We start from the raw sequence: 8576 nt of genomic DNA on the forward strand, positions 1-8576 counted from the left end.
AAAAAAAGGACGAATGGCAACGGGCGCGGATGGTTTGGGAAGAACGGATTGAGCGGTACGAAGCGGCGTGGTACATGTCTCCGTTTCAGCTCCAATGCTGCACCTATTTTCATGAGGTGATGCGCGCGTACTCGTTCGCTGAAGAACGGCTCGATGTGTGGGAAGAGACGCTCAAAGAGACGAAGCAATGGCGCATCGCTTGGGTGCACGGCAAAGCGCGCCTCTCCCACTATATCCCGCCGTATTGGATCAGTTGGGAGCGGGCGCATTGGAATTCGCCGCTCTTTGATGTGATCGCCGCGCTCCGTTTTCATGTACAGACAATGCCGCCGCTTGGGCGCGAGTGGCTTGAAGGAATGGAGGAGTACGAGAAGGAGTTGCCGCTGTCCGACGGGGAGCGGGCGTTTTTATACAGCCATTTGGCGGAGCCGCGTGGGTTTGTCCGCTGTTTGGAGCGGTATGAGGCCGCTTCGCGAAACGAGCGGAACGAACGGGAATATGTGGCCGCGTTGCAGCGTCGTTATTTGGCGTTCAAAAATATGGAGGCGCTCGTTATGCACCTTGTCCAACGCGACGCCGTGCGGCAGCAGGAAGAAGCGGTAGACAACGAACCGCCGGCGGATGAAAGCAGCAATGATTAAATGGGTTTTGAATGCAGCCCAAACAAAACGGCGTCGCACTAAATCCATTCCAGATGGAGCGCCACGGCAATGAAAACGAAGATGGCCAATAAAATGACATCAAACGTCGTTGGCAGAAAAATGGTGCGGATCGCTTGAAAAATGGTGAGCGGGATGATCACTTGGGCGCAGACGGCGCGCACTTGCCTCAGCCACGGCGGCCACGAATACGGGTTGAATCGCCGCATCGACATTCCCTCCTTCTCCGGTTTACTATACAATATGAAACGTGCGATGGTTTGTCACCAAATGCACACGGATGGAATAAATAAATAAAAACTTGGCAAAGATGATGGACAATGGTAGTATAATAATCAAACCATGATGACAAAAGCGAAGACGGGGAGGAGTACAGCGGTCCGCGCCTGCAGAGAGGGAAATCAGAAGCTGCGAGATTTCCTAGGATGACGGCTGCTGGAAGGTCGCCCTTGAGCTGCTTCTTTGAAAGGCGCTGCTGCCGAGTAGAGGAAGCCGGCATCATGCCGTTATGCCAATGAAGCGCTTAAGCCTTTGGGCTTAAGAAAAAAGGTGGTACCGCGAAAGCAGCTCCTTTCGTCCTTTTTGGATGAAAGGGGCTTTTTTGCTTGCCGGCTGCGCGGCATTGCTCAGTGGGAAGCCGCCGTCGGCCGCATTGTCCATCATGTTGAAGGAGGGAAATGAAACATGGCACAGCACGAAGTGTCGATGCCGCCCAAATACGACCACCGCGCGGTCGAAGCGGGGCGCTACGAATGGTGGCTGAAAGGAAAATTTTTTGAGGCGACCGGTGATCCGAACAAACGACCGTTTACGATCGTCATTCCACCGCCCAACGTCACCGGCAAACTGCATCTGGGGCACGCGTGGGATACGACGCTGCAAGACATCATTACGCGCATGAAGCGGATGCAAGGGTATGACGTTTTGTGGCTTCCGGGAATGGATCACGCCGGCATCGCCACCCAGGCGAAAGTGGAAGAGAAGCTGCGCCAGCAAGGGCTGTCGCGCTACGATTTAGGCCGGGAAAAATTTTTAGAAGAAACGTGGAAGTGGAAGGAAGAATACGCCGGCCATATTCGCAGCCAATGGGCGAAGTTGGGGCTTGGCCTCGATTACACGCGCGAGCGGTTCACACTCGATGAAGGGCTCTCAAAAGCGGTGCGCGAAGTGTTCGTCTCGCTCTACCGGAAAGGGCTTATTTACCGCGGCGAGTACATCATCAACTGGGACCCGGTGACGAAAACCGCTTTGTCGGACATTGAGGTTGTTTATAAAGAAGTAAAAGGCGCGCTCTACCATTTGCGCTATCCGCTCGCCGACGGCTCCGGCTGCATTGAAGTGGCGACGACCCGTCCGGAAACGATGCTCGGCGATACGGCCGTCGCTGTGCACCCCGATGACGAGCGGTACAAGCACTTGATCGGCAAAATGGTGAAACTGCCGATCGTTGGCCGCGAAATACCGATCATTGCCGACGAATATGTCGATATGGAGTTCGGCTCCGGAGCGGTCAAAATTACGCCGGCGCACGACCCGAACGATTTTGAAATCGGCAACCGCCACAATTTGCCGCGCATTCTTGTCATGAACGAAGACGGCACGATGAATGAAAACGCCATGCAATACCAGGGGCTTGACCGGTTTGAATGCCGGAAGCAAATCGTCCGCGATTTGCAAGAACAAGGCGTCCTCTTTAAAATCGAGGAGCACGTGCACTCCGTCGGTCATAGCGAACGGAGCGGCGCGGTCGTTGAGCCGTATTTGTCGACGCAATGGTTTGTGAAAATGAAGCCGCTCGCCGAAGCCGCCATCAAGCTGCAGCAAACGGACGAAAAAGTGCAGTTCGTGCCGGACCGGTTTGAAAAAACGTATTTGCATTGGCTTGAAAACATCCGCGACTGGTGCATTTCGCGCCAGCTTTGGTGGGGGCACCGGATTCCGGCGTGGTACCATAAAGAAACAGGCGAAATTTACGTCGACCATGAACCGCCAGCGGACATTGAAAATTGGGAACAAGACCAGGATGTGCTTGATACATGGTTCAGTTCGGCGCTTTGGCCGTTCTCGACAATGGGATGGCCGGATGTGGAATCGTCGGATTACAAGCGCTACTACCCGACTGATGTGCTTGTCACCGGCTATGACATCATTTTCTTCTGGGTGTCGCGCATGATTTTCCAAGGGCTCGAATTCACCGGGAAGCGCCCGTTCAAAGACGTGCTCATCCACGGTCTTGTCCGCGATGCCCAAGGGCGGAAAATGAGCAAATCGCTCGGCAACGGCGTCGATCCGATGGATGTGATCGATCAGTACGGCGCCGATGCGCTCCGTTACTTCTTGGCGACCGGCAGCTCGCCGGGGCAAGACTTGCGCTTCAGCACCGAAAAAGTTGAAGCGACGTGGAATTTTGCCAACAAAATTTGGAACGCCTCGCGCTTTGCCTTGATGAACATGGGCGGCATGACGTACGAGGAGCTTGATTTGAGCGGCGAAAAAACGGTCGCCGACCATTGGATTTTAACGCGCCTCAACGAAACGATCGACACGGTGACGAAGCTTGCTGAGAAATACGAATTCGGCGAAGCGGGGCGCACGCTGTACAACTTTATTTGGGACGACTTGTGCGACTGGTACATTGAAATGGCGAAATTGCCGCTTTACGGTGACGACGAAGCGGCGAAAAAGACGACGCGCTCCGTGTTGGCGTATGTGCTCGACAACACGATGCGCCTGCTTCACCCGTTCATGCCGTTCATTACCGAGGAAATTTGGCAAAACTTGCCGCATGAAGGCGAATCGATCACCGTCGCTCCGTGGCCGCAAGTGCGCCCTGAGCTGTCGAACGAAGAAGCGGCGGAAGAAATGCGGATGCTCGTCGACATCATCCGCGCCGTCCGCAACGTCCGCGCCGAAGTGAACACGCCGCCGAGCAAGCCGATTGCGCTCTATATTAAGGTGAAAGATGAACAAGTGCGGGCGGCGCTCATGAAAAACCGCGCCTATCTTGAGCGGTTCTGCAACCCGAGCGAGCTCTTGATCGATACAAACGTTCCCGCGCCGGACAAAGCGATGACGGCGGTCGTCACCGGCGCCGAGCTCATCATGCCGCTTGAAGGATTGATCAATATTGAGGAGGAAATTAAGCGGCTTGAAAAAGAGCTTGACAAATGGAACAAAGAAGTCGAGCGCGTCGAAAAGAAACTGGCGAACGAAGGATTTTTGGCGAAAGCGCCGGCTCATGTCGTCGAAGAAGAGCGGCGCAAGCGGCAAGATTACATGGAAAAACGCGAAGCCGTCAAGGCGCGCCTCGCCGAGCTCAAACGGTAGACAAACGATCTAGCTGTTGATTATGATGAAGACGAATCCGCTTTCCTGTGGATTCGTCTTTTTCGATGGATCATGATAGAAGGTTTGTCATATTCTGAGAAGAGGTTTGTTGTCAACATATACTCGCTTTCACCAGGCTTCTCGATGTGTGGCGCATCCGCCGCATGAAGCCGGCAGGGGGCGGCAAGACACCAATGGAAAAAGGAGGATGATGGACATGGTTCGAACGTATGAAGAAGCGGTCGCTTGGATTCACGGGCGGCTGCGGCTTGGCATAAAACCGGGATTGAAACGGATGGAATGGATGATGGAACAACTCGGCCACCCGGAACGCCGCGTCCGCGCCGTCCATATCGGGGGAACGAACGGCAAAGGGTCAACGGTCGCCTATTTGCGCTCGATTTTGCAGGCGGCGGGCTATTCGGTCGGCACGTTCACCTCGCCGTATGTCGAGCAGTTTAACGAACGAATCAGCATAAACGGCGAACCGATTCGCGATGAAGAGATCGTGGAGCTTGTGCAAACGATCAAACCGCTTGCGGACGAATTGGAACAGACGGAACTTGGCGGACCGACCGAATTTGAAGTGATCACGGCGATGATGCTTGATTATTTTGGCAAAAAAAACATTCAAGACATCGTGCTCATTGAAGTCGGTCTCGGCGGCCGCTTGGACTCAACCAACATCATTTATCCGCTCCTTTCCGTCATTACGAACGTCAGCTACGATCATATGAACATCTTAGGCGATACGCTCGATCAGATCGCCGCGGAAAAAGCGGGGATCATTAAATCAGGGGTTCCGCTTGTGACAGCGGTCAACGAGCCTGAGGCGTGGGATGTGATCGCCAAGACGGCGGCGGAGCGGAAAGCGAAAACATATCGTCTCGGCGTTGATTTTACTGTAACAGACTGGAAAACGATCGCCGAAGGAGAGCAGTTTTCCCTCGCCACGCCGTTTGCCGAATACCGCGATTTGCGCATTCAAATGCCCGGCGCCCATCAAGTCGACAATGCGGCGGTGGCGGTGATGGCGGCAGAATTGTTGCGCCTTGGCTATTCGTTTTTAATCGAGCCGGAGCATATCGCCGATGGGCTGGCCACTGCTGCTTGGCCCGGCCGGTTTGAGCGGGTGAGCGGCAAACCGCTCATCATTCTCGACGGCGCCCATAACGAAGCCGGCATTCGCGCCCTTGTCGAGACGGTGCGCGCTCATTATCCCGACAAGCGCGTCCATGTCTTGTTCGCCGCGCTGACCGACAAGCCGCTGGAGCGGATGATTCAGCTGCTTGATGAGCTCGCGGATACGATCACATTTACGACGTTTGATTTTCCGCGCGCGGCAGCGGCGGAACAGTTGGCGGACCTTTCCACTCATCAACAAAAGGCAACTGTTCTTCAGTGGGAAAAATGGATTCGTGAGCAGGCCTCGCGGTTGACTGAGCGGGATCTGCTTTTGATTACAGGATCCTTGTACTTTATTTCTGAAGTAAAAAAAGGAATGAGATAAGAAAATTTTGCTATCAACTGCAATAGTAGAATGATATAATGTAAATAGGAATTTTGTCTCGAATGGGGAGAGGAAAATGGGGAAAAGGAAGCTTTTCCAATGGTTGATCGTAGCGATATGGGCATTTTTGCTCATGTTTGGCCCAGGAGGAAAGGGGGGAACGGTGCAAGCAGCCTCTCTGCCATCGCTCCAGTTCCAATTTTCTTCGTCGCAGCCCGAGTATGTGAAACCCCCGAATGCTGATGCACAAGGGAGGCTCGATGTGACGCTCAACCCGCAAGGATCGGTGTCTACGATCATTCGTCCTCCGATCGACCTTGTGTTTATCATGGATGTGTCGGGGTCGATGACGGCAATGAAGCTGCAAAGCGCCAAATCTGCTCTGCAGGCGGCAGTCAACTATTTTAAGTCCAATTACAATCAAAATGACCGATTTGCCCTTATTCCGTTTTCCGATGGGGTCCGGCAGGCGAGCGTCGTTCCATTTGGAAAATATTCCGATGTAGCGAGCCAGCTTGACGCCATTCTCAGCACGGGAAACAGTTTGACCGCCAGCGGGGGGACGAACTATTCAGCCGCTTTGTCACTTGCAAGATCATATTTTACCGATCCAACAAGGAAAAAGTACATCATTTTTTTGACTGACGGCATGCCGACGGTGTTGAATACAGTTGATACGATTACGTATCGGGAGGTCAAACCGAAATTTTTGGGCGGATATCAGTACACAGGGAATAGAGTAACCGATTCTCTTTCGGTCACATATGAATTGTACAGTGATGGGCGGACTGCTGGTATCCGTTTTACCGACAACAAAGGATATTCTCGCCAATTTTACAGCGATGGGCAAGATTATGTTAATGGATGGCGGGTATCTTGGGATAACGGCTATTCGTTCACTTACAGCAGCATTGAAGGAAAAATCCGAGCCGATGCCACAGCGGTGGCAAAAACGCTCGGGATGAACAATATCACCCTTTACTCAATCGGCTTCGGCGACAATGATGAAGTCGATATGGACTATTTACGGTCGCTTTCAGCGACTGCCGGCGGCGAGGCGCGGCAAGGAACGACGCAAAATTTGACCGCTTTGTTCCAACAGTTTTCCCAGCTTGCCACCACGCCAGCGATCACCGGAACGATCCGCATCCCGCTTTCGTCGTTTGGCGGTAATGTCGCCGTTGCGGAAAACGGCCAAGTATGGCTGGATGAAAACAAGCAAAACGCGTATATTTCGTTTTCCATCCCATACCAAGTTGGTCAAGGCACTCCGGCGCCGGTGACGATTCCGATTCCCGTGTCATTTAAAGCAAAAGGGACATATACGTTCACTGCTGAACTGACGTATCGCGATGTGTATGGCCAACCACAGCCGGCTGTGACGAAAACGGTGACCGTCACGGTCAAAGACGAAGCGCCGCCGTCGTTTACTGGAACGGTGAAGCTGCAAGGGCTGACCAATGATGTCACAAGCTTAATCAAACGGGGGGCAACCGATGGCGACGACAACCGCTTCCGGGCCACGTATTCGTTGTCGCTTGTCGGGTATGTCGGCAATGCGACCGGGACGATCAGCAATGTGAGCATTGTCCAAGAACTGCCCGATGGCATCTCCGTTGTTCCCGATGACAAAGTCACAACCTATGTGGAGAATGGCAAGCGTTATGCCAAATGGTCTTTCACCAATCAAACGTTCGACTACAGCCAGCTCAACAAACTGACGCTCTCGGCGCAATGGGTGATGCAGGCTGACTTTGCCATGAACAGTGTTCAATTGCCGCCAGCTTCGGTGACATTCACCGACAGCCGTTATGGCGCCAAAACATCGACGCTCGTTCCGCCGGCGGAACGAATCGGCATGACAGTTCGCTTGGATGATTTTCCGAACGTTTACTATGAAGGGAATGGAATGGGGACTATTACCAAACACAAATTTTCTGCTTTATCAGACGACATCGTCGGGCGGGCGGATCCTAATGCAAATGGATTATTGCCGTTGCCTGTCAAAGCGATGCAGTATGACCCAAATGATGACGGCGTGCTGCTTGTCACCTACAGCAATGGCCAAACGGTGTCGGTGTATATTAAACCGCATCTCGTGGTGACAACGCCAAAAGGCGCTGTAGCGAATGGTACGACGACGTACGAGGCGCCTACCGTCAAATTGGTGGGGCCGGTGGCCGGGGAAGGCGTGTCCTATCAGTATCAAATGATTCGAAATGGTTCGGCATCTGCTTGGACAGCGCTCAAGTCTCCGTATGAAATCGCCATTTCAAACGATGGGTCATACACAGTGAACGTGCAGTCGTCAGGAGGATTAACGAGAGGAACAGGTTTGGCGAGCGCGGTGTTTACGTATACAAAGTTGATCACCGAACTGAAACTCGGCTCGTATCAGGCGACGATGAACGTCGGGGATGTGCAGACCATTCCGGTGACAATCGTGCCAAGCGATGCGACGAACAAAACGTTGGTATGGTCGTCAAGCGATAATGCTGTGGCTGTTGTGCAAAACGGGGTCGTCACGGCGCTGAAACCAGGGACGGTTGCCATTACAGTGCGTTCTACAGACGGCGGGAATGCCTCTGCAACAGCGTCCATCCGTGTGATTGATCCGTACGTAGCGCTCACAGGCATGGCTTTCCGCAACCCGGTGATCTATATGAATCCAGGCGATCGGCTCGAAGTGGCGGAGCAGCTCCGCTTTATCCCGGAAAATGCGACGGATCAAACGCTCCGCTTGGTGACGTCGTCCGATAGGAGGTTTGTCGACATTATTCAACAAAACGGAAGATGGTATTTGCAGGCTGTGGATGTCGGGTATGCAACGGTTACGGCAACAGCGAACGCGAAGGCCCCAGATGGACGTGATATTCAAGCAGAGGTGATGGTCATCGTCCGCCCGTCGCCCACGAACAATAACGGCGGGAACAACGGCGGTCGATGGTAAAGGAAAAGGAGCTGACCCAAAGGCCGTCTGTCTTTAACATCTTTCCGAAAGAAGTCTCCCACTTTGAAACGAAGTGAAAGTGGGAGATGAATGTCGGTTGGCGTCAGCCAACGAATAGGATAGAATATGG

Annotated in this window: 4 protein-coding genes, 1 pseudogene and 1 other annotated feature; of the genes and pseudogenes, 4 read left to right on the forward strand and 1 reads right to left on the reverse strand. The window is 53.3% G+C overall.

The annotated features are described in order from the left end of the window. A pseudogene (locus I656_RS0116410) lies at positions 1 to 641 on the forward strand (spore coat protein YsxE); the annotation flags it as partial. Between the two features lie 38 nt (positions 642 to 679). On the opposite strand, the gene I656_RS03115 reads toward I656_RS0116410, so the two are convergent. Further along, positions 680 to 868 (reverse strand): hypothetical protein, encoded by a 189-nt coding sequence (locus I656_RS03115; protein ID WP_011232115.1) that lies wholly within the window; start codon positions 866 to 868, stop codon positions 680 to 682. 139 nt (positions 869 to 1007) lie between these two features. Next, positions 1008 to 1243: a binding site (T-box leader), on the forward strand. Positions 1244 to 1343: 100 nt separating this feature from the next. On the opposite strand from I656_RS03115, the gene I656_RS03110 reads away from it, so the two are divergent. The 3 genes from I656_RS03110 to I656_RS03100 all read left to right on the forward strand — a co-directional run bounded on the left by I656_RS03110 (position 1344) and on the right by I656_RS03100 (position 8446). Then, complete coding sequence (locus tag I656_RS03110) at positions 1344 to 3986, forward strand: valine--tRNA ligase (RefSeq protein WP_020756231.1); 2643 nt, start codon at positions 1344 to 1346, stop codon at positions 3984 to 3986. A 217-nt stretch (positions 3987 to 4203) separates the two neighbouring features. Continuing rightward, positions 4204 to 5496: a folylpolyglutamate synthase/dihydrofolate synthase family protein gene (locus I656_RS03105; RefSeq protein ID WP_033006373.1), complete on the forward strand. Its 1293-nt coding sequence runs from the start codon at positions 4204 to 4206 to the stop codon at positions 5494 to 5496. A 76-nt stretch (positions 5497 to 5572) separates the two neighbouring features. After that, positions 5573 to 8446: a VWA domain-containing protein gene (locus I656_RS03100; RefSeq protein WP_020756233.1), complete on the forward strand. Its 2874-nt coding sequence runs from the start codon at positions 5573 to 5575 to the stop codon at positions 8444 to 8446. The last annotated feature ends 130 nt before the right edge of the window (positions 8447 to 8576 follow it).

Source organism: Geobacillus sp. WSUCF1, assembly GCF_000422025.1.
Taxonomy (GTDB): domain Bacteria; phylum Bacillota; class Bacilli; order Bacillales; family Anoxybacillaceae; genus Geobacillus; species Geobacillus zalihae.